The organism is Streptomyces sp. NPDC045287, from assembly GCF_056432325.1.
On record NZ_JBWKJG010000003.1, the window covers coordinates 367497 to 391515 of the forward strand.

The following is a 24019-nucleotide window of genomic DNA, read 5'->3' on the forward strand; positions in this document are numbered from 1 at the left end:
TCCCCCTGCTTCTCCGCTCCTTTCCCGCCAAGGAGAGTGCGTCATCAACGCGTCCAGCCCCCCCGCCGTGGAACTGCGCGGCATCACCAAGCGCTTCCCCGGCGTCGTCGCCAACCACGACATCGACATCACCATCCGCAAGGGCACCGTCCACGCCCTGGTCGGTGAGAACGGTGCCGGCAAGTCGACCCTGATGAAGATCCTCTACGGCATGCAGAAGCCGGACGAGGGCACCATCACGATCGACGGCAACCAGGTCTCCTTCTCCAGCCCGGCCGACGCCATCGCGACCGGCATCGGCATGGTCCACCAGCACTTCATGCTGGCCGACAACCTCACGGTGCTGGAGAACGTCGTCCTCGGCGGCGAGAAGCTGCACGGCATCGGCTCCCGCGCCCGCGACAGGATCAAGGAGATCTCCGACGCGTACGGGCTGAACATCCGCCCCGACGTGCTCGTCGAGCACCTCGGCGTCGCCGACCGCCAGCGCGTGGAGATCCTCAAGGTCCTCTACCGCGGCGCCCGCACGCTCATCCTCGACGAGCCGACCGCGGTGCTGGTCCCGCAGGAGGTCGACGCGCTCTTCGACAACCTGCGCGAGCTGAAGGCCGAGGGCCTCACCGTCATCTTCATCTCCCACAAGCTGGGCGAGGTGCTGTCCGTCGCCGACGACATCACCGTCATCCGGCGCGGCACGACGGTGGGCACGGCCGACCCGAGGACCACCACGACCAAGCAGCTCGCCGAGCTGATGGTCGGCAGCGAGCTGCCCTCGCCCGAGACCCGCGAGTCGACGGTCACGGACGTGCCGATGCTCCGGGTCGACGGCCTGCGCCTCGCGCAGACCGACCCCGACGGCATCGTCCGCGAGGTCCTCGGCGGGATCACGTTCACCATCCACAAGGGCGAGGTCCTGGGCATCGCCGGGGTGGAGGGCAACGGCCAGACCGAGCTGATCGAGGCCCTGATCGGCATGCGGGTCCCCGACGGCGGCGTCATCACCCTCGACGGCGAGGACATCTCCCACGCCCCCACGCGCAAGCGCCGCGAGGGCGGCATCGGCTACATCCCCGAGGACCGCCACCGCCACGGCCTGCTGCTGGAGTCCCCGCTGTGGGAGAACCGCATCCTCGGCCACGTCACCGAGTCGCCCAACAGCAGGCGCGGCGTCCTCGACCCGAAGGCGGCCCGCCGGGACACGGAGCGGATCGTGCGCGAGTACGACGTCCGCACCCCCGGCATCGAGGTCACCGCGGCGTCCCTCTCCGGCGGCAACCAGCAGAAGCTGATCGTCGGCCGCGAGATGAGCCACCACCCGAAGTTCCTGATCGCCGCCCACCCCACCCGCGGCGTGGACGTCGGCGCGCAGGCCCAGATCTGGGACCAGATCCGGGAGGCCCGCCGCGAGGGCCTCGCGGTGCTGCTGATCTCCGCCGACCTGGACGAGCTGATCGGGCTCTCCGACACCCTGCGGGTGATGTACCGCGGCCGCCTGGTCGCGGACGCGGACCCCGCCACGATCACCCCCGAGGAGCTGGGCTCGGCCATGACGGGCGCCGCCACCGGCCACCTTGAGCACAACCACGACGCGGACGGTGAGGGCCGATGAAGAAGTTCGACAGGGACAAGGTGCTGCTGGGCATCGCCGGCCCGGCGCTCGCCCTGGCCGTGGCCTTCGTCCTCACCACGCTGGTGCTGCTCGCCTCGGGCCTCGACCCGTTCGGGCTGTACGACCTGATGATCCAGGAGGCGGAGTACCCGGACATCCAGGTCCTCATCCTCAACCAGACGGGCACGTACTACCTGGCGGCCCTGGCCGTCGCCGTCGGCTTCCGGATGAACCTGTTCAACATCGGCGTCGACGGCCAGTACCGCCTCGCGGCGATGCTCGCCGCCGTGGTCGGCGCGGCCGTCAACCTGCCGGGCCCCCTCCAGATCCTGCTGGTCGTGTTCGTCGCCGTCCTCGTCGGTGCCTTCTGGGCCGGCATCGCCGGCTTCCTGAAGACCACCCGCGGCGTCAGCGAGGTCGTCTCGACGATCATGCTGAACGCCATCGCGACCAGCCTGATCGCCTGGCTGATCCTGCCCGCCAACCTCGGTGAGCAGCTGGAGGGCTCCAACGACCTCACCACCGGCGTGATGGCCGAGTCCGGCTGGATGACCGGCCTGGCGGTCGAGGGCGGCAACATCTACGGCTTCACCTTCGTCGCCTTCGCGCTCGGCGTCGTCTACTGGTTCGTCCTCAACCGCACCCGCTTCGGCTTCGACCTGCGCGCCACCGGCGCCAGCGAGACCGCCGCCCAGGCGAGCGGCGTCGACGCCAAGAAGATGGTGCTGACCGCCATGCTGATCTCCGGCGGCGTCGCGGGCCTCACCGGCCTGCCGCTGCTGCTGGGCCAGACCCACACGTACAGCTTCGCCTTCCCGGCCGGTGTCGGCTTCACGGGCATCACCATCGCCCTGCTCGGCCGGAACAACCCCCTCGGCCTCTTCTTCGCCGCGCTGCTCATCTCCTTCCTGGAGAAGGCGTCCGCCTCGCTGGACCAGTACGGCTACCCGAAGGAGATCACCACGATCATGAAGGGTCTCATCGTGATCGCGGTGGTCGTGTCGTACGAACTCGTCCGGCAGTACGGGCTCCGCCGGCAGCAGCAGAAGGTGGGCGAGGAGCTCGCCGCCCAGGCCCGCAAGAACAAGGAGGACGTGGCGGCATGAGCGAGTCCACGAGCACTGTTACCCCCGCGGCGACCGCGCCGCGGAAGGGCGGCGGGCGCCGCAGGCTGTCCCCGCCCGTCATCCTGCTGATCGTCGCGGCCGGACTCGCGCTGTTCTCGCTGGTCCGCGTCGTCAGCGGCGCCGACGACCTGACCTCGGTCGGCCAGGTGTCCGGCGCCCTCCAGCTGGCCGTGCCGATCGGCCTGGCCGGCCTCGGCGGCCTGTGGGCCGAACGTGCCGGCGTGGTCAACATCGGCCTCGAGGGCATGATGGTCCTCGGCACCTGGTTCGGCGCCTGGGCCGGCTACCAGTGGGGCCCCTGGACCGGTGTCCTCCTCGGCCTCGTCGGCGGCGCGCTCGGCGGCCTGCTGCACGCGGTCATGACGGTCACCTTCAACGTCAACCACATCGTCTCCGGCGTGGCGATCAACATCCTCGCCCTCGGCGCCACCCAGTACCTGTCGAACTTCACGTTCGCCGAGGCCCCCGGCGGCTCCTCCAAGCAGTCCCCGCGCATCGAGGCGATCGACCGCATCACCGTCCCCGGGCTGTCGGACTGGCTCAGCGACCTCCAGGGCAGGCACTGGTTCTTCGTCTCCGACCTGGCCGGCGTGGTCGGCGGCGTCCTCACCAACCTGTCGCTGCTGACCGTGGTCGCGCTGCTGCTGATCCCCGCCACCTGGTGGATCCTGTGGCGCACCGGCTTCGGCCTGCGGCTGCGCTCCTGCGGCGAGAACCCGGTCGCCGCCGAGTCCCTGGGCGTCAACGTCTACAAGTACAAGTACATCGCCGTCCTCGTCTCCGGCGCCCTCGCCGGCCTCGGCGGCGCGTTCCTGGCGATCGTGTCGACCGGCATCTACCAGGAGGGCCAGACCGGCGGGCGCGGCTTCATCGGCCTCGCCGCGATGATCTTCGGCAACTGGATGCCGGGCGGCCTCGCCCTCGGCGCCGGCCTCTTCGGCTTCACCGACAGCCTCAAGCTGCGCGGCGGCGCCGAGAACGTCCACGCCATGCTGCTCCTCCTGGCGATCCTGCTGGTCGTCGCGCTGGTGTGGACGCTGTACAAGAAGAAGTACGTGGCCGCCGCCGTCTCCGCCGTCTGTGCCGCCGTCCTCTTCGCCTGGTACGCGATGACGGAGACGCTGCCCAGCCAGTTCGTCGACGCCGCGCCGTACGTCACGACGCTGCTCGTGCTGGCCCTGTCCGCGCAGCGGCTGAGGATGCCCAAGGCCGACGGCCTGCCGTACAAGAAGGGCCAGGGCAAGTGACCACCGCCCCGGAGCCGCCCTTCGACTGGGACGCCCTGTACGCCGCGGCGCGGGAGGCCATGTCCCACGCGTACGCGCCGTACTCCGGCTACCCGGTCGGGGCGGCGGCGGCCGTCGACGACGGCCGCACGGTCACCGGCTGCAACGTGGAGAACGCCTCGTACGGCATCGGCCTGTGCGCCGAGTGCGGGCTCGTCTCCCAGCTCCAGGCCACGGGCGGCGGCCGGCTCACGCACTTCGTGTGCGTGGACGGCCGCGGCGAGACGCTCGTGCCCTGCGGGCGCTGCCGGCAGTTGCTGTTCGAGTTCGGCGGCGGCGAGCTGCTGCTGGACACCCCCGCCGGTGCGCGGACGCTGGCCGAGATGCTGCCGCAGGCGTTCGGCCCCGGGCACCTCACGTAGCCACCGAGCCCGGCGCGGCCCTCCCCTCCCACCGGGCGGGAGGGCCGCGCCGCTCATTTCCTCTACGCGCGGAGAAACTTCGGCGTAGCCCGCTGGAAGGAACACTGAGCCCATGGACGCGATTTCCGTCATCCGCACGAAGCGGGACCGGGGCGAGCTGACCCCGGAACAGATCGACTGGGTCATCGACGCCTACACGCGCGGTGAGGTCGCCGACGAGCAGATGTCGGCCCTCGCGATGGCGATCCTGCTCAACGGCATGAACCGGGCGGAGATCGCCCGCTGGACCGCCGCCATGATCGCCTCGGGCGAGCGGATGGACTTCTCCTCGCTCTCCCGCCCCACCGCCGACAAGCACTCCACCGGCGGCGTCGGCGACAAGATCACGCTGCCGCTCGCCCCGCTCGTCGCCGCGTGCGGCGCCGCCGTGCCGCAGCTCAGCGGCCGGGGCCTCGGCCACACCGGCGGCACGCTCGACAAGCTGGAGTCCATCCCCGGCTGGCGCGCCCTGCTCTCCAACGAGGAGATGCTGCACGTCCTCGACACGACCGGCGCCGTGATCTGCGCGGCGGGCGACGGCCTCGCCCCCGCCGACAAGAAGCTGTACGCGCTGCGCGACGTGACCGGCACGGTCGAGGCGATCCCGCTGATCGCCTCCTCGATCATGTCGAAGAAGATCGCCGAGGGGACGGGCTCGCTCGTCCTGGACGTGAAGGTCGGTTCCGGCGCCTTCATGAAGAACATCGACGACGCCCGCGAGCTGGCCTCCACCATGGTCGGCCTGGGCACCGACCACGGCGTGCGCACGGTCGCCCTGCTCACCGACATGTCGACACCGCTCGGCCTGACGGCGGGCAACGCCCTGGAGGTCCGCGAGTCCGTCGAGGTCCTCGCCGGCGGCGGCCCCGCCGACGTCGTCGAGCTGACCGTCGCGCTCGCCCGCGAGATGCTCGACGCGGCCGGCCTGCGGGACGCCGACCCGGCGAAGGCCCTCGCGGACGGCTCCGCGATGGACGTGTGGCGCCGCATGATCGCCGCGCAGGGCGGCGACCCGGACGCCGAGCTGCCGGTCGCCCGGGAGCGGCACGTGGTGACCGCCCCCTCCTCCGGCGTCCTGACCCGCCTCGACGCGTACGGCGTCGGTGTCGCCGCCTGGCGCCTCGGCGCGGGCCGCGCCCGCAAGGAGGACCCGGTGCAGGCGGGCGCCGGTGTGGAGCTGCACGCCAAGCCGGGTGACACGGTCACCGCCGGCCGGCCGCTGATGACGCTGCACACGGACACGCCGGAGAAGTTCGACTACGCCCTGAAGGCCCTGGAGGGCGCCTGGGACATCGCTCCGGCGGGCACCGCCTTCACGCCGGGGCCGATCGTCCTCGACCGCATCTCCTGACCCCACCCCGGACGCCCCCGGATCCCGCTCTCGGATCCCGCTCTCGGATGGCCGTCTCCGGACCCCGTCCTCGGATGGCCGTCTCCGGACCCCGTCCTCGGACGGCTGCCCCCGGACCCCGTCCTCGGACGGTCGTCCCCGGACCCCACCTTCGCGCCCCCGCCCCCGGGCCCCCGTCCGGACGGGTCGTCCGGACGGGCCGCCCCGGCGCACGCCGGACCGGATCCCCGTCTGCCCGATGAGTTCCGGGCGCGGCGGGGGTCTGGTCTGGTGTGGATGACACGGATCCGATCGTTCTGCGGGTCGGCGGGCTGATCGGGCCCGCCGACGCGCCACGCCTGTGCGGCGAGCTGACCGCGCTCCTCGACGGCGCCGCCCCGGGCGCGGCGGCCGTCGTCGACGCGGCCGCGCTCGTACGCCCCGACCTGGCCGCCGTCGACGCGCTCGCCCGGCTGCACCTGACCGCCCGCCGGCTGGGCCACCCGCTCGCCGTACGGAACGCGCGGTCCGACCTACGGGCCCTGCTGACGCTCGTCGGGCTCGCGGACCGACTGCTCACGCCTCCAGGCGGTCCGGGAGGTCGAACAGCGGGAACCACCGCTTCACGTCCAGGAACGACGTGATCCCCGAGACCTTCCCGCCGGCGGCCTCGACGACCATGAGCGCCCACGGGCTGAACCCGCCCTCCGGGTCCGGGTGGTAGTGCGCGAACGCCGGCGTACCGTTCGCCACCGTCGGCACCAGGCGCGAGCCCCGGCAGACCTCGCCGACGCCCAGCATCCAGCCCACGATGTCGTCGTGGCCGCGCAGCCAGAGGTCGTAGGGCGGCATGGACAGCGTCGCGTCCTCGTGGAGCAGCGCCGTCAGCGCCGCCATGTCGTACGCCTCGAACGCCGCCACGTACCGGTTCAGGAGGTCCCGCTGCCCCGCGTCCAGCGGGTCCGCCGTGTCCGTCCGCGCCGGGTCCGAGGCGGCGAGCGTCGCGCGGGCCCGCTGGAGCGCGCTGTTCACCGACGCGACCGACGTCTCCAGCAGCTCCGCCACCTCACTGGCCTTCCAGGCCAGCACCTCCCGCAGGATCAGCACCGCCCGCTGCTTGGCCGGCAGGTGCTGGAGCGCCGCGACGAACGCCAGGCGCACCGACTCGCGGGCCAGGGCCGTCTCCGCCGGGTCGGCGGTCTGCGGCAGCACCCGCCCGTCGGGCACCGGCTCCAGCCAGGTCACCTCGGGGCGGGCGGTGAGCTGTGCCTGCGCGACGGGCGTCGGCGCCGTCAGGTCCATCGGGCGGGCCCGGCGGTTGCCGGCGTTGAGCGCGTCCATGCAGACGTTCGTCGCGATCCGGTACAGCCAGGAGCGCAGCGACGAGCGGCCTTCGAACCGGTCGAGGGCGCGCCAGGCGCGCACCATCGTGTCCTGTACGGCGTCCTCCGCCTCGAAGGCCGAGCCGAGCATCCGGTAGCAGTACCCGGTCAGCTCCGTCCGGTACTCCTCCAGCCGGGCCTCCAGGCCCTCGGGAGCCACCACATCCGCCATCGCGTCCACCCCTGTCGCGCTGTGCCGTCCATCTGTCTGGAAGCTACCGGAGGGCACTGACAACGCGGGCGGGGCGGCGCGTCACGTGCCGGGCTTGCGCCCGTACACGAACACGTCGTCGCCGTTCCGCAGCAGGTTCCAGTACGCCTTCGCGTCGGCGGGCCGCATGTTGACGCAGCCCCCGGAACCCGGCGGGTTGTACATGGACTTGGTGGTCGAGTGGAACGCCTGCCCGCCGTCGAAGAACTGCGAGTGCGGCATCCACACCTTGTAGATCGTCGACCAGTGCTTCAGGCTCCGGTGGTAGATCTTCTTCGCGCCGGTGCGGGTCTCCGCGCCGTCCCGGCCCGTGCGGACCGGCACCGGCCCGTACACCAGCTTCGACCCGTCCTGGACCCAGCTGAGCTGCCGGGTCAGGTCGACGCAGGCGATCCGCCCCTTGTTGACCGGGCAGGCGCCCGCCTTGTTGGGCGTCTTCCCGGCGGCCCGCTGCTTCAGGATCGTGTCCATCGTGCGCCAGGTGAGCGGCCCGGCGTAGCCGGCGGTCGGCGTGATGCCGTGCGCCTGCTGGAACGACCGGATCGCCCGGCAGTCGGCCGTCGACTGCCGCCCGTCCACCGGCCTGCCCAGGAACTTCTCGACCTGCTTCTGGTACGGCCCGGTCTGCGCCGTGCACGCGGTCGCCGCCTGCGCGGAGCCCGCGCCCACGGCCAGCGTCAGCGGCACGACCATCCCCGCCACGCCCAGCGCGACGCCGGTGCGCCGCCGCCACGTCCCGTCCTTGACCCCCATGTGCCTCTCCCCCTCGCGTCCGGTGGGATTTCCGTACCCGTAGGACGCGCGGGGGAGTCCGATGGTTACGTCGATTTCCGGCGCCTTCGCGGCGCGGCCCCGGTGCGGGGCGGGCACGGGGGTCACCGCGGTCCGCCGGCCGCCACGACCGGCGACCGCCGCTCCACCCGTACGTCCCGTTCCCGCACCCGCCGCTCCGCCACGCGCGCGCTGTGCGTGCCGTACAGGGTGACGGAGGCGACGCCGACGACGGCGACCAGGCCCAGCAGGACCGTGCCCGACCAGCCGCCCGCGTGGTAGGCGACGGCGCCGAGCGCGCCGCCCGCGCTGCTGCCGAGGTAGTACGCCGACTGGTACAGCGCCGACGCCTGCGCCCGGCCGGTGGTCGCCGTCCGGCTCACCGACGACGAGGCGACGGCGTGGCCGGCGAAGAACCCCGCCGTGATGAGGACCAGCCCCGCCAGTACGGCGGCCAGCGCCCCGGAGAGCGACAGCAGCAGACCGGCCGCCGTCGTGGCCGCCGCCAGGTACAGCGCCCCGCGCCGCCCCATGCGCCCGACCAGCGCCCCGGCCGCGGCCGACGACGCGGTGCCGACCAGGTACACGAGGAACACCGACCCGACGACGCCCTGCGGCAGCGAGAACGGCGCCTCCACCAGCCGGTAACCGATCACCGTGTACACGGCGCCGAACACCGTCATGAACAGCGCGCCGATCGCGTACAGCCGCAGCATCAGCGGGTCCGACAGGTGCCCGCGCACCGTCCGCGCCATCGTGCGCGGGTCCAGCGGCGACGGCGCGAAGTGCCGCGCGGCGGGCAGCAGCAGCCGGTACGCCACCGCGCACGCCACCGCCATCAGCCCCACGGCGGCGAGTCCCGCCCGCCAGCCCCACAGCTGCGCCACCCAGCCGGTCACGATGCGGCCGCTCATCCCGCCGACGCTGTTGCCCGCGACGAACAGCCCGATCGCGGCGACCAGCGCCTTCGGCCGGACCTCCTCCGCCAGGTACGCCATCGCCGACGCCGGCACCCCGGCCAGCGCCGCGCCCTGCACGGCGCGCAGCACGACCAGCCACTCCAGGTTCGGCGCGAACGGCACCAGCAGTCCCACGGCGACGGCCGTCGCCAGCGATCCGGTCATCACGGCCCGCCGCCCGAACCGCTCCGACAGGGCGCTCATCGGCAGCACGCACAGCGCGAGCGCGCCGGTCGCGGCGGAGACGGTCCAGCTCGCGGCCGACGCGGTGACCGCGAAGTCGGCGGAGACGGCCGGGAGCAGGGCCTGGGTCGAGTAGAGGAGGGCGAACGTCGCGACGCCGGCGGCGAAGAGGGCGAAGCTCATGCGGCGGTGGCCGGGACGTCCGGGGGCGAGGCGCGTGTCGGCGTCCACGGCTGTCGTGGACGCCTTGGTACTGGCGGGAGACATGTGACGACCGTACGGAGCGCCCGGATCATGCGTCCAATGCATGGAACGGCTTTAATCGTTCCCATGGAGCATGAGTACAGGTCACAGCCTCGCCTGTCACTGAACAGTAACGAAGAAGAAATCGGCCTGCTGCTTGCGCCCCGCCTGGCGTACTTCGCGGCCGTCGCCCGCCACGAGCACGTGACCAGGGCCGCGCGGGAGACGGGCGTCCCGCAGTCGACGCTGTCGCGGGCCGTGGCGCGCCTGGAGGAGGACCTGGGCGTCACGCTGTTCGCGCGGAAGGGGCGCGCCCTGTCGCTGACCCCGGCGGGCCGGACGTTCCTGCTGTCCGTGGAGCGGGCCCTCGGCGAGGTGGAGCGGGCCGCCGAGGCCGTGCGCGCCGACGTCGACCCGACGGCGGGGCGCGTCGCGTTCGGCTTCCTGCACACGATGGGCTCGGAGACCGTACCGGGTCTGCTGCGGGCGTTCCGCGTCGACCACCCGAAGGTCCGCTTCACGCTCGTCCAGAACTACGGCGAGGCGATGATCGAGCGGCTCAGGGCGGGGGAGCTGGACCTGTGCCTGACCTCCCCGGTGCCCGACGCCCCCGACCTGGTCGCCCGCCGCCTCGACGAGCAGCGGCTGCGGCTGGTCGTGCCGGACGACCACCGGCTGGCCGGCCGCAAGCGCATCCGGCTCGCGGAGGCGGCCGACGAGGCGTTCGTCACCCTGGAGCCGGGGTACGGGCTGCGCCGCATCACCGACGACCTGTGCGCCGAGGCGGGGTTCCGGCCGCGCGTCGCGTTCGAGGGCGAGGAGGCCGAGACGCTGCGCGGGCTGGTCGCCGCGGGTCTGGGCGTCGCCCTGCTGCCGCCGCCCGCGGTGCCCCGCCCGGGCGTGGTCGAACTGACGGTGACGGCGCCGCGCGCGGTCCGCGAGATCGGCGTCGCCTGGCAGGCGGGCCGCCCGGACACCCCTCCGGTGGCGGCGTTCAAGAAGTTCCTGCTGTCCCGCCGCGGCAGGCTCCTGGGCGTCTCCGAGCAGTAGCCGGGCGCCGCACGGCATCGGGCGGCGCGCACCGGGTACCCGACGGCCATGACCAGGAACGACGACCAGCATCCCGTACAGCGGCACGACGCGGACCGGCACGACGCGGACCGGCGGCGCGAGGTGGACCAGCGGAGCGGCCACGAGGCGGAGGCCGCCGCGTCCGCCCACCGGGCGGAGGAGGAGCGGGCGGAGTCGCGGCCGTTCAGCTACCCGTACCCCGAGCGCCGCGCCGGCGTCCGCGCCACCCGCCACATCTCGCGCGAGGAGGCCGACGCGGACAGCGTCCCCGGCGTCCCGGGCGGTTACGGCACGACCGGCGGCGGCCAGCCCGGCGGCAGCCCCGGCATCAACCCGGACCGCAGGGGCACCCTCGACCCGTCCGAGTACGCCGACACGATCGCCGGAGGCGAACCCGACCCGCGCCGCAACCCGAAGGACGACTGACTCAGGGCCGCAGCGAACGCCCGAACCCGGCTGCCAGCGGCATGCGCAGCCCCAGCGGCGGCGGCGCGGCGAACGCGTCGGTGACCGGGCGGGTGTACGGGCGGTCGAAGAGGGAGCCCAGCACGAAGTCCGCCGCCAGTGCCAGGACTTCGTCGTGGTGCTGGCGCAGCGCGTGCCCGTCCGAGTGGACCTCGAAGCGGCACGTCGACCGGTTCGCCTTCTTCGCCCGCACCGCCAGCCGGTACGACAGGTCGGGGTGGGCGGCGGCGTCCGTCGTGCCGTGCACGATCATCACCTGGCGGCCGACGAGGTGCCGGACCGGTTCCGGCTCGGCGGCCACGTCGTCCTCCGGCAGCCACGGCGCGAGCGCCAGCACGGACGCGACGGCCGCGTGCCCGGCCGCCCGCAGCGCCGCCCGCCCGCCCATGCCGTGCCCGACGAGGCAGACCGGTACGTCGCCGTGGCGCCGCACCACCTCGGCGACGGCCCACCGCGCGTCCACCGCGAGCCGCGCGTCGGCGCCGTTCCAGCCGCGCCCCCCGTACCGGACCACGTGCGCGACCAACCCCTCGTCGCGGCCCGCCCGTGCGAGCCGACGCGCCAGGGGCAGCAGCGCGGCGCGGTGCAACGGCGAGGCGCGGCGCGTCGACTCGGGCGCGCCGTCCGGGAGGAGGAGCACCACCCCGCCGACCGCCGCCGCCGAATCCGAACCCCCTACGGCCCTCCCCAGGCGCGGCTGCCGAGCGCGGCCCGGACCTACGAGTGCGTGGTGTGCCATGGCAGAACAGTCTCAGAAGACGAGGTGTACGCCACCCGTACACACGGTCACTGTTCCGTATCGGGTGAGGGGGCGCGGGCACGGGAGGACCGGTGCGCGGGTACGCGGGTGGGCGGGCGCCGGAGCGGGGAGGGGAAGGGCGTGGACCGTCCGCGGAGCCGGGGACCCGCGGGGCCGGAAGGGCGCGCGGGCGCGCGGCCGGCCCCCGACCCCCGCCGGGAGCGCCCCGGAGGCGGAACGACCCGGAAAAACAGGAACCAAAGGGAAGCTACAGTGCGAAAATGACGAGCCAGAACCTCACCCTCCCCACCGCGGACCAGATCCGCCGCGCCCCGAAGGTCCTGCTCCACGACCACCTCGACGGAGGGCTGCGCCCCGGCACGGTCGTCGACCTGGCCCGCGCGTGCGGGTACGACGCCCTGCCCGAGACCGAGCCGGACCGACTCGGCAGGTGGTTCCGCGAGGCCGCCGACTCCGGTTCCCTGGAGCGGTACCTGGAGACCTTCGCCCACACCTGCGCCGTCATGCAGACCCGCGAGGCCCTCTTCCGCGTCGCCGCCGAGTGCGCGCAGGACCTCGCCGAGGACGGCGTCGTGTACGCCGAGGTCCGCTACGCCCCCGAGCAGCACCTGGAGGGCGGTCTCACCCTCGACGAGGTCGTCGCCGCCGTCAACGACGGCTTCCGCGAGGGCGAGCGCCGCGCCCGCGAGGGCGGCCACCGCATCCGCGTCGGCGCCCTGCTCACCGCGATGCGGCACGCCGCCCGCGCCCTGGAGATCGCCGAACTCGCCAACGCCCACCGCGACGCGGGCGTCGTCGGCTTCGACATCGCGGGCGCCGAGGCCGGCTACCCCCCCACCCGGCACCTCGACGCCTTCGAGTACCTGAAGCGGGAGAACAACCACTTCACCATCCACGCCGGCGAGGCGTTCGGCCTGCCGTCGATCTGGCAGGCCATCCAGTGGTGCGGCGCCGACAGGCTCGGCCACGGCGTCCGCATCATCGACGACATCCAGGTGGCCGACGACGGCACCGTCACCCTGGGCCGCCTCGCCGCGTACGTACGCGACAAGCGCATCCCGTTGGAGATGTGCCCCACCTCCAACCTCCAGACCGGCGCCGCCACCTCCTACGCGGAGCACCCCATCGGCCTGCTCCGCCGCCTCCACTTCCGCACCACCGTCAACACCGACAACCGGCTGATGTCCGGCACCAGCATGAGCCGCGAATTCGAGCTGCTGACCGAGACATTCGGCTACACGCTCGACGACATGCAGTGGTTCACGGTCAATGCGATGAAATCAGCATTCATTCCTTTCGATGAACGGCTGGCGATGATCAACGATGTGATCAAGCCCGGATACGCCGAGCTGAAATCCGAATGGCTGTTCAGTCAGACCGCCGCCACCAGGGCGTCTTCCCCGGGAAAAGCCTGAAACGGCCTCACCGGCGGTGAGGGGAACGGCCGGAAGCTCCGTACTCCGGCCGTTCCCCCTGTTTGCGGGCCGCGCCGCACGGTGGCTAGGTTGCAGAGCCGCTCATCCCCGATTTCCCCAAGGAAGAATTTCGATGAAGCAGTCCGCTGCCAAGACCCTCGGTGTTGCCGCGCTCGGTGCCGCTTTCGCCGTCTCCGCCGCCGGCAGCGCCTCCGCGCTCACCACCGTCCCCACCGGCCCGGTCCTGAAGACCGCCGCCGAGGCGCTGCCCGTCGGACAGCTCACCTCCGCGCTGCCCGGCGGCGAGGACGAGACCGCGACCCTCGCGGAGGGCACCCTCCGCTCCGCCACCGAAGCGGCCCCCGCGGTCCCGGTCGACACCCCGCTCGACCCCGTCCTCAAGCTCCTCGGCGGCCTCCCCGTCGGCACCTCCCTCCCGGTCCCCGGCCTCGGCTGAACCGACCCCGTACGTACGACGGCGGTGGGCGCGCACCCGTAAGGGGCGCGCCCACCGCCGTACCGCCGTGTTGGGGACACCGGCGCGGGCGCGGGGACCGTGGGCGCGTGGGCGCTACCAGGCCGGGGTCGCGGACTTCTCCGTCGGCAGCAACATCCACAGCGCCAGGTACAGCAGGAACTGCGGGCCCGGCAGCAGACACGACGCCACGAAGATCACACGCATCGTGGTCGCCGAGGTGCCGAAGCGCCGTGCCAGCGCCGCGCACACTCCACCGATCACGCGTCCGTCACGGGGGCGGGCAAGTGCGGCCATGGTGGGCTCCTTCGTGAGGGGCTTCGCGGAAGCCGCCGTCGGGCTTCCGATGACTTCATCCTCACCCGCCTACCCCGGACAAAGCATCGGACTACGGGGCGATCCCGACCCTGGGAATCCTCGGGGTCGCCCCCTGGGGTCCCTCCTCCCGCCGAAGGGCCCCGCCCTCCCGCCGCTTCCTCCCCAGGACGGACCCCCGCCCCGCCCCGGCACGCGGACCACCCGTCCCGCCACCCGGCCCGGACATCCTGCGCCGCAGCCGCGCCCGGCACGCCGGTACGACGGCCAGGTGCGCCAGCGCCACCCCCGCCGTGTTCAACAGCACCGCGTCCACGTCCACGACCCGGCCGGGCACCGCCGTCTGCAACAACTCGATCCCCAGGGACACCAGCGCCCCCGCCGACACCGTCCGCACCAGCGACGCCCACGGCGCCACGTCGAGCCGCGCGTCCGCCAACGGCAGCAGCACACCCAGCGGCGCCAGCAACAGCAACGCCTCACCGATCCGCCGCACCGCCTCGGCCGGACCCAGCACCAGATCGGCCTTGATCCCGGCGAGCGGCTCCAGGTTCGCCGCCGTCACCCACGTCACGTCCAACGGCCGCAACGTCAGCCACCCCACGAGCACCAGATGGAGGAAGAGAAGGGTGAGCCCCGCCACGCGGTAGCGGATGGCGGCCATGCCGCCCGAACCTTGACGCTGCACGCCCCCCAAGACGCGGAGACCGGCAGGATCGGTTCCCCTTTCTTCCGGGGGCTCGTTCCGCCTCCGGGGCGCTGTGAGCGGGTGTCGAGGCGGCGAACGTGCTCAGCGCTCCGCGCCTCCGCGCGATCGCCCCCTCGACACCCGCGCGCCCCTTCGGCTCCACGAGCGGCCCAAGGGGGCAACCCTCCCCCTCCCGGCCCGCAAGGGGCCTCGGCCTCATCAGCCGTGCGCCGACACCCTCCCGTCACCCGCAACGCCCCTCCGAGCCCGTGAGCGGACCAGGGGCGCGCCGTCCCCCTCCCGGCTCGCAGGGGTCTGCGGTCCCACGGGGCGTGCGGTCATCCTTCCGGTATCCGCGCTTCTCTCCGACCCCTAAGCGGTCCACGGGGACACCTCCCTCCCGGCCCGCGCGGTCCTCCGGTTTCACGAGCCTGCGCGCGATCACCGTCCCTGGCACCCGCGCGCCTCCGACTCTCCGAGCGGCCCACGGGGGACACCCCCCTCCCGGCCCGCGCGGGACCGGGGCGCCCTTCCGGGTCGTCAGGGGGCCTGGGTCGGTACCGGGGACTCCGGGCGGTCCTTCACCTTCTCGTCGCACACGTAGCGCCGCACCGGGTACTTCCCCGGCCCGCCCAGCACCACGGCGCCGCGCACCGAGGTCGCCTCCGCCTCCCCGTACGTGCACACGATCTGCGACAGCGCCACCGGCGGCAGGTCCTCCGGCTGCCGGCTCAGCCGCAGCGCGCCCTCCGGATCGCCCGCGCGGCCCGCCGTCACCGTCAGCGGGCCCTCCAGGTACGTGGTGAAGCCCGCCTGCCGCTCGCTCTGCGACGGCCGCTCCCGCATCGCGTCGAGCAGCGCCTGCGCGACGGCGACCCGCCCCGCCTCCTCCGACGCGCCGTCCTCCGGCCGTACGGTGCGGTCCACCGCCTCCAGGCCCGACGCGCACACCAGGTACACCCGCGCCGGCACCCCCGCCCCGGGGGCCACCGTCAGCGAGGCCGCCTCCGACAGGCTGCACGGCACCCGCGACGGCGCCCCGCCCGCGTCGACCGGCACCGACGTCGTACGGATGCCGCACCCGGCGGTCACCACCGCCAGCACGGCCGCCCCGGCCAGCACCCGCCACCGGCGTGCGGCCGAACCTCCGGCGGCGCCCGGGGACGGATCCCGGCCCGCAGCCCGCCCGCCGCCGTCAGGCACGCGCATCCCGCTCGCCACTGTGCTGCCCCTCATCCCCTGGACCGTCGTTCCCACGGCCGTCACGGCCGCCCCCGTCACCGCGCGCGGAGCCGCCCTCCCCGGCACCCCCGTCGCGGGCCGCGACCTCCGAACCGTCACGGGGCAGCCGCAGCGTGAACACCGCGCCGTCCCCGTCCGGAGAGTTGGCCGCGGTGATGTCACCGCCGTGGATCAGCGCGTTCTCCATGGCGATCGACAGCCCCAGCCCGCTGCCCTCCGACCGCGGCCGGGACGCGCTCGCCTTGTAGAACCGGTCGAAGACGTGCGGCAGCACGTCCTCCGGGATGCCCGGCCCGTGGTCCCGCACCCGCACGATCAGGTCGTCGCCCGCCGTCCGCACCGACACCCGCACCGGCGAACCGCCGTGCTTGAGCGCGTTGCCGATCAGGTTCGCGAGTATCACGTCCAGCCGGCGCGGATCCAGCCGCGCCACGATGCCCCGCTCGGCGTCCAGCTCCACCGCGTCCAGCCACGCCCGCGCGTCGATGCACGCCGTCACCTGGTCGGCCACGTCCACGTCGTCCAGGACCAGCTTCGCCGTACCGGCGTCGAACCGCGTGACCTCCATCAGGTTCTCGACCAGCGTGTTCAGCCGCCGCGTCTCGCTGATCACCAGCGACACGGCCGGGGCGACCATCGGGTCGAGGTTGTCCTGCTCCTCCTCCAGGACCTCCGTCACCGCCGTCAGCGCCGTCATCGGCGTCCGCAGCTCGTGCGACATGTCCGCCACGAACCGGCGGCTGGACTCCTCCCGCGCGCTCATGTCCGCGACCTTCTTCTGCAGGCTCTCCGCCGCGCTGTTGAACGTCCGCGCCAGCTCCGCGAGCTCGTCCGTACCGGACACCCGCAGCCGCGTGTCGAGCTTGCCCTCACCGAGCCGCCGCGCCGCCTCGCCCAGCCGGTGCACCGGCTTCAGCACCGTCGTCGCCGCGACCTGCGCCAGCAGCGCGGACCCGAGGAGCGCCAGCAGCGTCGCCACACCGAGCGACCAGCCCAGCGAGTTCAGGTCCTGCCGCTCCGGCTCCAGCGACTTCAGCATGTACCCGGTCGGCCCGCCGCCGATGATCCGCGTCCCGCCCACCAGGTACGGCGTGCCGCGCAGCGTCGTCCGCAGCCAGAACACGTGGTACGAGTGCTTGTTCCCGGCGGTGAGCTCCTGCTCCTCGTCCACCGCCGTCCGCAGCGACGCCGGTACGTCGCGCAGCGTGAACCGGTCCGGGTCCGACGTGCCGACGATCGGCTTGCCCGCGTCCCGCTCACCCAGCAGCACCACGCTGTACCCGCCGCCGCCCCCGGCCATCGACTCGGCGGTCTGCCGCAGCTCCTCCTCCGTGGGCCGCAGCGGCAGCGCGGCCGCCCGGTTCTGCATCTCCTGCTTGAAGTCGCCGAGCGCCGCCTCCTGCGTACGCGTCAGCACCGCCTCGCGGTTCAGCCAGTACGCGATCCCCGACGCCGACACGGCCGCCGTCAGCGCGACCAGGCCGAACACGACGATCAGCCGCACCCGCAGACTCGTCCACCGCTTCCCCGCGCTCAGCGCTCTCCGCCCGCCCTTCACCGCACCGCTCGACGTGCCGTCCCGTTCCTCCCGCATGCTCACGCGGGGGCGTCGAGCCGGTAACCGACACCGCGCACCGTACGGATCAGGGTCGGCGACGACGGAACGTCCTCCACCTTCGCCCGCAGCCGCTGCACGCACGCGTCCACCAGACGCGAGTCGCCCAGGTAGTCGTGCTCCCACACCAGCCGCAGCAACTGCTGCCGCGACAGCGCCTGACCCGGCCGGCGGCTCAGCTCCAGCAGCAGCCGCAGCTCGGTCGGCGTCAGCTGGAGCTCCTCGCCGTTCTTCGTCACCGTCATCGCCGACCGGTCGATGACCAGCGCGCCGAAGGTCGCCGAGTCCGTCGTCTCCCGCTCCCCGCGCCGCAGCACGGCACGGATCCGGGCGTCCAGCACCCGCCCCTGCACCGGCTTCACGACGTAGTCGTCCGCGCCCGACTCCAGGCCGACCACCACGTCGATGTCGTCGCTGCGCGCGGTCAGCAGGATGATCGGAAGCTGGTCCGTGCGCCGGATGCGCCGGCACACCTCGAAACCGTCGATGCCGGGCAGCATCACGTCCAGGACGATCAGGTCCGGCCGCTGTTCCCGGAGCAGCTTCAGGCCGTCCTCACCCGTCGCCGCGGTGGCCACACGGTGGCCCTGGCGGGACAGCGAGAGTTCGAGGGCCGTGCGGATGGCGTCGTCGTCCTCGATCAGCAACAGGAAAGGCACGGCGTCATTCTGTCCCATGGGAGGAGACGAGATCGACCCGTGGAGCGCTCCCACGGCCCGTCCGGTACCGGACCGGTACGGCCGCGGGCCCCTGTGACACGCCTGTGACAGTCGGCGGACACCGTCATGAACTCCCCTCGGCAGTCTTCTTTCCACACGGATGAACCGACTCCACGACGGCAGGGGGGCGTGATGAACGCAGTGCAGCACAGCACCACCTCGAACGCAGTTGTCACGCCTCTCCACGACGTCGCGCGGAGCACCGGGAAGTCCGGTACGGACGGGAGCACCTCCCTGCTCGAACGGAGCCGGGAGCACGGGGGAGGGCGGGGGTGCGTCCGCGGCGCCGGACGCCCGCACAAGGCGCCCTACATGGTGGCCCTGTCCGACGGGGGAAGGACGTACGGGGAGGTCATGGGGGAGCGGAAGGCCCCGGCGAGGAGGGGGAACGCGGAAGCCGCGTTCACCGCCTACGTCAAGGAGCGCCGCGCCTCCCTGTACGCCACCGCCTACCACCTGACCGGCGACCGGCACGAGGCCGAGGACCTGCTGCAGAGCGCGCTGTTCTCGACGTACCGCGCCTGGGACCGGATCAGCGACAAGGCGGCGGTCGGCGGCTACCTGCGCCGCACGATGACCAACCTGCACATCAGCGCCTGGCGGCGCCGCAAGCTCAACGAGTACCCGACGGAGGAACTGCCGGAGACGGCGGGCGAGTCCGACGCGATGCGCGGCACGGAGCTGCGCGCGGTGCTCTGGCAGGCGCTCGCCCGGCTGCCCGAACTGCAGCGCACCATGCTGGTCCTGCGCTACTACGAGGGCCGCACCGATCCGGAGATCGCGGAGATCCTGGACATCAGCGTGGGCACGGTGAAGTCGAGCATCTGGCGGTCGCTCCGCCGGCTGCGCGAGGACGAGGTCCTCAGCTTCGGCCGTGACCAGGAGGAGTCCTTCGGCCAGCTCGTGGCCTGAGGCACGGGGGAAAACGGGGGACCCGCGGGGGACGTGGGGGAACCCCACGGGGGATCACGGGGGACAGGGGGGAACCGGGGGAACACGAGGGGGGTGCCACGGGGGGAACCGGGGGAGACACCTGCGCCGGACAAGCTGGGGGGCTTGTCCGGCGCACGCCTCTTCCCGTCGCCTCCGCGGGCCCTCGCGTACGGCTCCGCCCGCCGTCCGCCGCGTCCCGCCCTACGCCGGCTCCGGCGCCCTCGGACTGCGGTGCCGCCCCGCCGCCGCGGCGGCCAGCCGGCCCAGCGCCTCGTCCTTCCCGCACGGGTGCGCGCCCAGCGCCGCCTGCCGGGCCACGATCGACCGCTCGGCGCGCATCAGCCGCCAGCCCCGGCGCAGCAGGAACGGCACCGACTTGCGGCCCTCGCGCAGGTCCCGCAGCAGCCGGCGCCGGAACGTCGTGGACGGCCGGCCGCGCAGGCACAGCGCGTCCGCCAGTACGCCCAACTCCTCGCAGTGGCCCACGATGTCGGCGGCGAAGATGCCCTCCGCGACGAACAGCGGCGTGCGCGCGATGTCCAGGGTCTCGCGGTCGACGCGGGAACTGGTGGAGATGTCGTACACGGGGACCGTCGTACGGCCCGTGGCGCACAGCTCGACGATCGCGGCGACCGCCGCGTCCGCGTCCCACGACCCGGGGGAGTCCCAGTCGATGTCCGTGCTGCCCGGCACGAGCGGCAGGGTCGGGTCGTCGCCCTCCTTGTAGAAGTCGTCGAGCCGGAGCACGGGGAGTCCGGCGCGGGCGGCGAGGGACGACTTGCCGGAGCCGGAGGGGCCCGCGAGCAGCACGACGCGGGTCGGGATCGGTTGGGAACTCACGGGACACCAGTGTGAACCATTCACCCGGTAGGAGGGCCCTGCCGGGGACCCCTTGGTATCGAGCATCACACCTCCCTTACGGTGTGTGCCCGACCGAACACCCTCCAGGCGGGAAATCCCATGAACCCCTTGCTGAAGGCCGGACTGACCGTGTCGGCCCTGGGCGCCGCCCTCGGTGCCGCCGCAGGCCCCGCCCAGGCGGCCGACCTGCGGAAGGACGACCTGCAGGACGACTTCGCGACGGCCGCGCAGGTCGCGGCGCACGCGGCCGGGCACGCGACGGCCCCGGTGAAGCACCTGAAGGTCAACCCGCTGACCGGGACGGGCACGGACCCGCTGGACAACGGCGTCGGCGCGCAGGTGGCGGACTTCAAGCCCGTCGACACGACGTCCGTGACCGGTTCGCTCACCACCGTGCCCGACCTGCCCGCCGCCGGGCCGCTGCTGGGCGGGCTGCTCCCCGGCTGAGCCGCGCCCGACCGGGTGCGCGCCGCGGGACCCGGCCGCACGACCCGCGCACGCGGCGGCCCCGCCCCCCTCGGACGGAGGGGAGGCGGGGCCGCCGCACGGGGTGGGCCGGGGCGCGGCGCCGCTCAGTACGCCGAGCCGGACACGCCCAGGGAACCCGTCGGGTGCCAGACCGTCTTGGTCTCCAGGAACGCCGTGAGGCGGCCCGTACCGGGGTCGGCGGTCCAGTCGCCGCCGCCCGCGTCCCGGGGGCGCAGGACGCGCTTCAGGTTGTCGGCGGCCGCGACCTCCAGGTCGCGGGCGAGCTCGGGGCCCGCGCCCGTGAGGTCGACGGCGTTGACGTCCTGGTGCGCGGCGAGCGGCGCGGCGATCTCCGCCGTACGGCCCGACAGGATGTTCACGACCCCGCCCGGCACGTCCGACGTGGCCAGCACCTCGGCCAGCGACAGGGCGGGCAGCGGGGCCTTCTCGCTGGCCACGACGACCGCCGTGTTGCCCGTCGCGATCACCGGGGCGACCACCGACACCAGGCCCAGCAGCGACGACTCCTGCGGGGCGACGACGGCGACGACACCGGTCGGCTCCGGCGTGGACAGGTTGAAGAACGGCCCCGAAACGGGGTTGGCGCCGCCGAGGACCTGGCTCACCTTGTCCGTCCAGCCCGCGTACCAGACCCAGCGGTCCACGGCGGCCTCGACGACCTCGGCGGCCTTCGACTTCGACAGGCCCTCCGCGGCCGCCACCTCGCGGACGAACTGGCCCTTGCGGCCCTCCATCATCTCGGCGACCCGGTACAGGATCTGGCCGCGCAGGTACGCCGTGGCGCCGGACCAGCCGCCGAACGCCTTGCGGGCGGCGACGACCGCGTCCCGCGCGTCCTTGCGGGAGGAGAGCGGCGCGTTCGCCAGCCACGTGCCCTTGCTGTCTGTCACCTCGTACACCCGGCCGCTCTCACTGCGGGGGAACTTCCCCCCGACGTACAGCTTGTAGGTCTTGAAGACGCTCAGACGGTTGTGGTCGTCGACGTTGCTCATCAGCGCTCGCCCTCCGGGCTCGACGGGGCGAGGTACGCCTCCAGACCGTGCCGGCCGCCCTCGCGGCCGAATCCCGACTCCTTGTAGCCGCCGAACGGCGACGTCGGGTCGAGCTTGTTGAACGTGTTGGCCCAGACGACACCCGCGCGGAGCTTGTCCGCGACCGCGAGGATGCGGGAGCCCTTCTCGGACCAGATGCCCGCCGACAGGCCGTACGGGCTGTTGTTCGCCTTGGCGACGGCCTCGGCCGGCGTGCGGAACGTCAGCACCGACAGGACCGGGCCGAAGATCTCGTCGCGGGCGACGGTGTGCGCCTGCGTGACGCCCGTGAACAGCGTCGGCGCGAACCAGTAGCCCGTCGACGGCAGCTCGCAGGCGGGCGACCAGCGCTCGGCGCCCTCCGCCTCGCCGGTCTCCGCGAGCGCCGTGATGCGGGCGAGCTGCTCCGCCGAGTTGATCGCGCCGATGTCCGTGTTCTTGTCCAGCGGGTCGCCGAGGCGCAGCGTCGACAGGCGGCGCTTCAGGGCGTCCAGGAACTCGTCCTGCACCGACTCCTGGACCAGGAGGCGGGAGCCCGCGCAGCAGACCTGGCCCTGGTTGAAGAAGATGCCCGTGACGATGCCCTCGACGGCCTGGTCGATCGGGGCGTCGTCGAAGACGATGTTGGCGCCCTTGCCGCCCAGCTCCAGCGTGAGCTTCTTGCGGGTGCCCGCGACCTTCCGGGCGATGGCCTTGCCGACGGCGGTGGAGCCGGTGAAGGCCACCTTGTCGACGTCCGGGTGCTCGACCAGCGCGGCGCCGGCGTCCCCGTACCCGGGGAGGATGTTGACGACGCCCCTGGGCAGCCCGGCCTGGCGGCAGACGTCCGCGAAGAACAGCGCGGACAGCGGGGTCGTCTCGGCCGGTTTGAGGACGACCGTGTTGCCCGCGGCGAGCGCCGGGGCGATCTTCCAGGCCAGCATCAGCAGCGGGAAGTTCCAGGGGATGACCTGGCCGGCCACGCCCAGCGGCTTCGGGTCGGGGCCGAAGCCCGCGTGGCCGAGCTTGTCGGCCCAGCCCGCGTAGTAGAAGAAGTGCCCGGCGACCAGGGGGAGGTCGTGGTCGCGGGTCTCCCTGATCGGCTTGCCGTTGTCCAGGGTCTCCAGGACGGCCAGCTCGCGGGAGCGCTCCTGGATGATCCGGGCGATGCGGAAGAGGTACTTGGCGCGCTCGGAGCCGGGCAGCGCCGACCACTTCCCGAACGCCTTCCGGGCCGCGCGCACGGCGCGGTCCACGTCCTCGGCACCGGCCCGCGCGACCTCGGAGAGGACCTCCTCGGAGGAGGGGGAGACCGTCTTGAAGACCTTGCCGTCCGCCGCGTCGGTGAACTCGCCGTCGATGAACAGGCCGTACGACGGCGCGATGTCGACGACCGAGCGGGACTCGGGAGCGGGTGCGTACTCGAATGCAGATGCCATGGTGATCAGTCCACCGTCACGTAGTCGGGACCGGAGTACCGTCCGGTGGCCAGCTTCTGTCGCTGCATGAGCAGGTCGTTCAGCAGGCTCGACGCGCCGAAGCGGAACCAGTGGTCGTCCAGCCAGTCCTCGCCCACGGTCTCGTTGACCAGGACCAGGAACTTGATCGCGTCCTTGGAGGTGCGGATGCCGCCCGCGGGCTTCACACCCACCTGGATACCCGTCTGGGCGCGGAAGTCGCGCACGGCCTCCAGCATCAGGAGCGTGTTGGCGGGGGTGGCGTTGACCGCGACCTTGCCGGTCGAGGTCTTGATGAAGTCGGCGCCCGCGAGCATGCCGAGCCAGGAGGCGCGGCGGATGTTGTCGTACGTGGAGAGCTCGCCGGTCTCGAAGATGACCTTCAGCCGGGCGGGGCCGGCGGCCTCCTTCACGGCGCGGATCTCCTCGTACACCTTCAGGTAGTTCCCGGCGAGGAACGCGCCGCGGTCGATCACCATGTCGACCTCGTCCGCCCCGGCGGCGACGGCGTCGCGGGTGTCCGCGAGCTTCACGTCGAGCGCGGCGCGGCCGGCGGGGAAGGCGGTGGCGACGGAGGCGACCTTCACGTCCGTCGAGCCGGCGGCGGCGAGGGCGGCCTTGGCGGTCGCCACCATGTCGGGGTAGACGCAGACCGCGGCCGTGTGCGGCGTGGCCCGGTCGGTCGGGTCGGGACGGACGGCCTTGGCGGCGAGCGCCCGGACCTTGCCCGGGGTGTCCGCGCCTTCGAGCGTCGTCAGGTCGATCATCGAGATGGCCAGGTCGATGGCGTACGCCTTGGCCGTGGTCTTGATCGAGCGCGTACCGAGCGCGGCGGCACGCGCCTCGAGGCCGACGGCATCCACGCCGGGCAGCCCGTGGAGGAAGCGGCGCAGAGTGCTGTCGGACGCGGTCACGTCAGCAAGTGCATTGGTGGGCATGGTCACCAGGGGAGCATATCTACGCGCGTAGCGGCCTGTACAGTCCCCGGCGCCCGCCCTGCCC

The 24019-nt window shown here is 73.2% G+C and carries 25 protein-coding genes; 12 read left to right on the forward strand and 13 right to left on the reverse strand.

Going from position 1 to position 24019, the window contains the following annotated elements:
- Positions 1-67: 67 nt before the first annotated feature.
- From AC07D6_RS07525 to AC07D6_RS07550, 6 genes are all read left to right on the forward strand, one after another.
- A complete protein-coding gene (locus tag AC07D6_RS07525) occupies positions 68-1609 on the forward strand; it encodes an ABC transporter ATP-binding protein (protein ID WP_315878268.1) in 1542 nt (513 codons plus the stop codon).
- Positions 1606-2715, forward strand: a complete 1110-nt coding sequence (locus tag AC07D6_RS07530; RefSeq protein WP_315878267.1) for an ABC transporter permease — start codon at positions 1606-1608, stop codon at positions 2713-2715. The genes AC07D6_RS07525 and AC07D6_RS07530 overlap by 4 nt, the downstream gene beginning before the upstream one ends.
- Positions 2712-3983 carry an ABC transporter permease gene (locus tag AC07D6_RS07535; protein ID WP_479042803.1) on the forward strand — a complete coding sequence of 424 codons (1272 nt, stop codon included), beginning with the start codon at positions 2712-2714 and terminating at the stop codon, positions 3981-3983. Before AC07D6_RS07530 ends, AC07D6_RS07535 begins: the two co-directional genes overlap by 4 nt.
- Positions 3980-4384 (forward strand): cytidine deaminase, encoded by a 405-nt coding sequence (locus AC07D6_RS07540; RefSeq protein WP_479042806.1) that lies wholly within the window; start codon positions 3980-3982, stop codon positions 4382-4384. Before AC07D6_RS07535 ends, AC07D6_RS07540 begins: the two co-directional genes overlap by 4 nt.
- Before the next feature lie 112 nt (positions 4385-4496).
- Positions 4497-5774, forward strand: a complete 1278-nt coding sequence (locus AC07D6_RS07545) for a thymidine phosphorylase (RefSeq protein WP_479042808.1) — start codon at positions 4497-4499, stop codon at positions 5772-5774.
- 272 nt (positions 5775-6046) lie between these two features.
- A complete protein-coding gene (locus AC07D6_RS07550; RefSeq protein WP_479042811.1) occupies positions 6047-6397 on the forward strand; it encodes an STAS domain-containing protein in 351 nt (116 codons plus the stop codon).
- Here AC07D6_RS07550 and AC07D6_RS07555 read toward each other — a convergent pair.
- The 3 genes from AC07D6_RS07555 to AC07D6_RS07565 all read right to left on the reverse strand — a co-directional run bounded on the left by AC07D6_RS07555 (position 6330) and on the right by AC07D6_RS07565 (position 9526).
- Positions 6330-7307, reverse strand: coding sequence for a sigma-70 family RNA polymerase sigma factor (locus AC07D6_RS07555; protein ID WP_479042813.1), 978 nt, complete (start codon positions 7305-7307; stop codon positions 6330-6332). The genes AC07D6_RS07550 and AC07D6_RS07555 overlap by 68 nt on opposite strands.
- Positions 7308-7388: 81 nt before the next feature.
- The gene (locus tag AC07D6_RS07560; protein ID WP_391653465.1) at positions 7389-8039 is read right to left on the reverse strand and encodes a L,D-transpeptidase family protein; all 651 of its coding nucleotides are present in this window, start codon (positions 8037-8039) and stop codon (positions 7389-7391) included.
- Between the two features lie 182 nt (positions 8040-8221).
- Complete coding sequence (locus AC07D6_RS07565) at positions 8222-9526, reverse strand: MFS transporter (RefSeq protein ID WP_315878260.1); 1305 nt, start codon at positions 9524-9526, stop codon at positions 8222-8224.
- A gap of 63 nt (positions 9527-9589) precedes the next feature.
- On the opposite strand from AC07D6_RS07565, the gene AC07D6_RS07570 reads away from it, so the two are divergent.
- Positions 9590-10552, forward strand: a complete 963-nt coding sequence (locus tag AC07D6_RS07570; RefSeq protein ID WP_479042816.1) for a LysR family transcriptional regulator — start codon at positions 9590-9592, stop codon at positions 10550-10552.
- Positions 10553-10600: 48 nt separating this feature from the next.
- Positions 10601-10999: a hypothetical protein gene (locus tag AC07D6_RS07575; protein WP_315878258.1), complete on the forward strand. Its 399-nt coding sequence runs from the start codon at positions 10601-10603 to the stop codon at positions 10997-10999.
- A 1-nt stretch (position 11000) separates the two neighbouring features.
- Here the strand turns inward: AC07D6_RS07575 and AC07D6_RS07580 are convergent, their stop codons facing one another.
- A complete protein-coding gene (locus AC07D6_RS07580; RefSeq protein ID WP_315878257.1) occupies positions 11001-11777 on the reverse strand; it encodes a lipase family protein in 777 nt (258 codons plus the stop codon).
- A gap of 281 nt (positions 11778-12058) precedes the next feature.
- On the opposite strand from AC07D6_RS07580, the gene AC07D6_RS07585 reads away from it, so the two are divergent.
- Positions 12059-13213 carry an adenosine deaminase gene (locus tag AC07D6_RS07585; protein WP_315878256.1) on the forward strand — a complete coding sequence of 385 codons (1155 nt, stop codon included), beginning with the start codon at positions 12059-12061 and terminating at the stop codon, positions 13211-13213.
- 133 nt (positions 13214-13346) lie between these two features.
- Positions 13347-13670, forward strand: coding sequence for an ATP-binding protein (locus AC07D6_RS07590; protein WP_315878255.1), 324 nt, complete (start codon positions 13347-13349; stop codon positions 13668-13670).
- Between the two features lie 114 nt (positions 13671-13784).
- Here AC07D6_RS07590 and AC07D6_RS07595 read toward each other — a convergent pair whose 3' ends face one another.
- From AC07D6_RS07595 to afsQ1, 5 genes are all read right to left on the reverse strand, one after another.
- Positions 13785-13985, reverse strand: coding sequence for a PspC domain-containing protein (locus AC07D6_RS07595; protein ID WP_479042821.1), 201 nt, complete (start codon positions 13983-13985; stop codon positions 13785-13787).
- A gap of 91 nt (positions 13986-14076) precedes the next feature.
- The gene (locus AC07D6_RS07600; protein WP_315878253.1) at positions 14077-14667 is read right to left on the reverse strand and encodes a VanZ family protein; all 591 of its coding nucleotides are present in this window, start codon (positions 14665-14667) and stop codon (positions 14077-14079) included.
- Between the two features lie 564 nt (positions 14668-15231).
- Entirely contained in the window at positions 15232-15900 is a 669-nt protein-coding gene (locus AC07D6_RS07605; RefSeq protein WP_315878252.1) for a hypothetical protein, read from the reverse strand.
- On the reverse strand, positions 15887-17527 hold the full coding sequence (locus AC07D6_RS07610; protein WP_479042970.1) for an ATP-binding protein: 1641 nt from the start codon (positions 17525-17527) through the stop codon (positions 15887-15889). The genes AC07D6_RS07605 and AC07D6_RS07610 overlap by 14 nt, the downstream gene beginning before the upstream one ends.
- Positions 17528-17529: 2 nt before the next feature.
- Complete coding sequence (gene afsQ1 / locus AC07D6_RS07615) at positions 17530-18207, reverse strand: two-component system response regulator AfsQ1 (protein WP_174887765.1); 678 nt, start codon at positions 18205-18207, stop codon at positions 17530-17532.
- A gap of 192 nt (positions 18208-18399) precedes the next feature.
- On the opposite strand from afsQ1, the gene AC07D6_RS07620 reads away from it, so the two are divergent.
- A complete protein-coding gene (locus AC07D6_RS07620; protein WP_479042826.1) occupies positions 18400-19179 on the forward strand; it encodes a SigE family RNA polymerase sigma factor in 780 nt (259 codons plus the stop codon).
- Positions 19180-19401: 222 nt separating this feature from the next.
- Here AC07D6_RS07620 and AC07D6_RS07625 read toward each other — a convergent pair whose 3' ends face one another.
- Positions 19402-20106, reverse strand: coding sequence for a uridine kinase (locus AC07D6_RS07625; protein ID WP_479042828.1), 705 nt, complete (start codon positions 20104-20106; stop codon positions 19402-19404).
- A 54-nt stretch (positions 20107-20160) separates the two neighbouring features.
- Between AC07D6_RS07625 and AC07D6_RS07630 the strand changes: the two genes are divergently transcribed.
- Positions 20161-20508, forward strand: coding sequence for a hypothetical protein (locus AC07D6_RS07630; protein WP_479042830.1), 348 nt, complete (start codon positions 20161-20163; stop codon positions 20506-20508).
- Between the two features lie 125 nt (positions 20509-20633).
- Here the strand turns inward: AC07D6_RS07630 and AC07D6_RS07635 are convergent, their stop codons facing one another.
- From AC07D6_RS07635 to deoC, 3 genes are read right to left on the reverse strand one after another with little or no spacing between them, the layout of a single operon-like run.
- The gene (locus tag AC07D6_RS07635; RefSeq protein ID WP_315881597.1) at positions 20634-21542 is read right to left on the reverse strand and encodes an aldehyde dehydrogenase family protein; all 909 of its coding nucleotides are present in this window, start codon (positions 21540-21542) and stop codon (positions 20634-20636) included.
- Positions 21542-22999, reverse strand: coding sequence for an aldehyde dehydrogenase family protein (locus AC07D6_RS07640; RefSeq protein ID WP_315881596.1), 1458 nt, complete (start codon positions 22997-22999; stop codon positions 21542-21544). Before AC07D6_RS07640 ends, AC07D6_RS07635 begins: the two co-directional genes overlap by 1 nt.
- A 5-nt stretch (positions 23000-23004) precedes the next feature.
- Positions 23005-23955, reverse strand: coding sequence for a deoxyribose-phosphate aldolase (gene deoC, locus AC07D6_RS07645; protein ID WP_479042971.1), 951 nt, complete (start codon positions 23953-23955; stop codon positions 23005-23007).
- Between the last annotated feature and the right edge of the window lie 64 nt (positions 23956-24019).